2 protein-coding genes are annotated in these 1,855 nt (G+C 58.5%); both read right to left on the reverse strand.

Annotated elements, in window-relative coordinates; all coding sequences use genetic code 11:
• Positions 1-48: 48 nt before the first annotated feature.
• A complete protein-coding gene (locus L1075_RS15540; RefSeq protein WP_246942737.1) occupies positions 49-1,284 on the reverse strand; it encodes a type II toxin-antitoxin system HipA family toxin in 1,236 nt (411 codons plus the stop codon).
• Positions 1,284-1,700: a helix-turn-helix transcriptional regulator gene (locus L1075_RS15545; protein ID WP_343311344.1), complete on the reverse strand. Its 417-nt coding sequence runs from the start codon at positions 1,698-1,700 to the stop codon at positions 1,284-1,286. Before L1075_RS15545 ends, L1075_RS15540 begins: the two co-directional genes overlap by 1 nt.
• Between the last annotated feature and the right edge of the window lie 155 nt (positions 1,701-1,855).

A 1,855-nucleotide genomic window follows, 5' to 3' on the forward strand; every position in this document is an offset into this window, starting at 1 on the left:
CCCGATCAATGTGTTGCATACAATCCACAAAAATACAGTCGCAGGCCCTCAAGAATCGGGATCAAAGGCAGGAGAAAAATCGGTCAAATCCCGCTTTCGCATGCCCAAGTCCTTGCCCATGGAGCGCCATGCTCCCACGGCCCTGGTTACCTCATCCCAGGCTGTCGTCGCTTCCTGCACGCTCATCCTGAAGTACGGCGCCCCTTCCATGAGCATTCTTCGACTATCGATAGGACCGGAGTCTTCGGTCAGCCATATCTTGCTCTCACGACGATCCCCCGGCATGGGGTTGAGATCGAACGCCGGCGCGAGACGCCAGCCGCGACGCCTTGCGTCGTAAAGCAACCCCGTATTGCGAAGATGATCGTCGGTGTTACAAATGAGGAAATTGAAGGCCAGACGGCGCCACAGCTCGTGGATGTCAGCGATGGGGTCGGAACCCGCTTGTAACAACACATCCACGAGCTCGGTGTAAGCATGGACTTCGTCGCGTCCACTCGTCTGCAGCATAGTAGCGGCCGACACGTATGGAATGCGTCCTCCACCACCAGTACGGTCGAATCGTCGGATCACCGCCACGGCCGTGCCCCGGATGAGTTCCACACGCGTTGGCGCGGCGCGAATGCCTGCCCGAATTGCCAGGGTCATGGCCAGCACTTCGCCCCGGATCACGTCGCGCTGGTCCGCCTGGCTCGGGAACTTGCCCAGGGCCAACCAACCGTCGGTATCGAGGACCGTGGACTTCGGACGCGCACCGCCCAACGACGTCCCCTGCCCGAGTAGATATTGCAGGTCTTGCGCACTCTCCACGCCCTCTTCCAACGCCCGAGCGGCATGCAGAACTTTGTCCAGCTCCACCAGCGGTGGAACATGACGATGAGCGCCATCCGTGTGTAGATAGGTACCGTGCTGAGGATCGAAAAGGCGCAAGGCTCCGACACGCGCTTCATCGTCGACCCAAGTGAGAAAATCGACCGGGGCCAGCGGCGGATTCTCGCGCCCCTGCTGGCGCGACTTCGCGTGCGCGCGACGGATAACCCGCTCTCCCCAGGAATCCGGCGCCGTGTCCTCAAGAGCCCGAAAAAACACACCCTGTGGATGCTGAACTCCGGGGACGGGCTGCAGGTCTGGCGACACCGTGAAGAACCGCGGGTCCTGCAACCAGTGTTCGTCATAGCGGAAGGCGCTGCGCTTGCCGCTGCCCAGGTACAGGCGTCCGATGAGTTTGCCATCCGTACCGAGATGGATGTCGAGATCCTGGCGTTGTGCCTTCTTGGTCACCATCAAAAGCCCTCGAACTCATCGCCACCCGTGGCCCCGCCTTCATTCCCCGATTCCTCCGATGGCCTTGCCTTCGGTTTCTTCCCACCGGCTGACCGCACCCGTTGGGGCAACTGGTCCTGGGCCAGTTCCAGGCCTAAGGTATCTTGTTCCAGCGCCATGATCTTGACCACGTCCTCGAGGCGACCGAGCACATGCAGGGCGCGCAGGAACGTATGCAACGCGGTCCCGGGATAACCGTCTTCCATTCGCCTGACCGTACTCAGTGACGTGCCGATACGCTGTGCCAAGTCCTCTTGCGTCAACCGACGCATGCGACGGGCCATCGATAGATCATGACCAAGATGACGCAAGGCACGCGCCACAGGCGGCGGCATCGCAACCTGAGTGCCAGAATGTTTGGAACCTGAGGACACCATATCCAAGCTATCCAAATATGAACTGTAATTGCTTCATAGTAGCCAAATTTGAACGCTACGGCGAGGAAAAAATCAAACGCTTAAAAATTTAAACGCTCATATTTGATGACTTAAAATCAATTAGAGTTCAAATATGGTCGTTTATAAGAACCTGT

The sequence above is a fragment of the Chromohalobacter beijerinckii genome (genome assembly GCF_023061185.1).
In the GTDB taxonomy this organism is placed as follows: domain Bacteria; phylum Pseudomonadota; class Gammaproteobacteria; order Pseudomonadales; family Halomonadaceae; genus Chromohalobacter; species Chromohalobacter beijerinckii.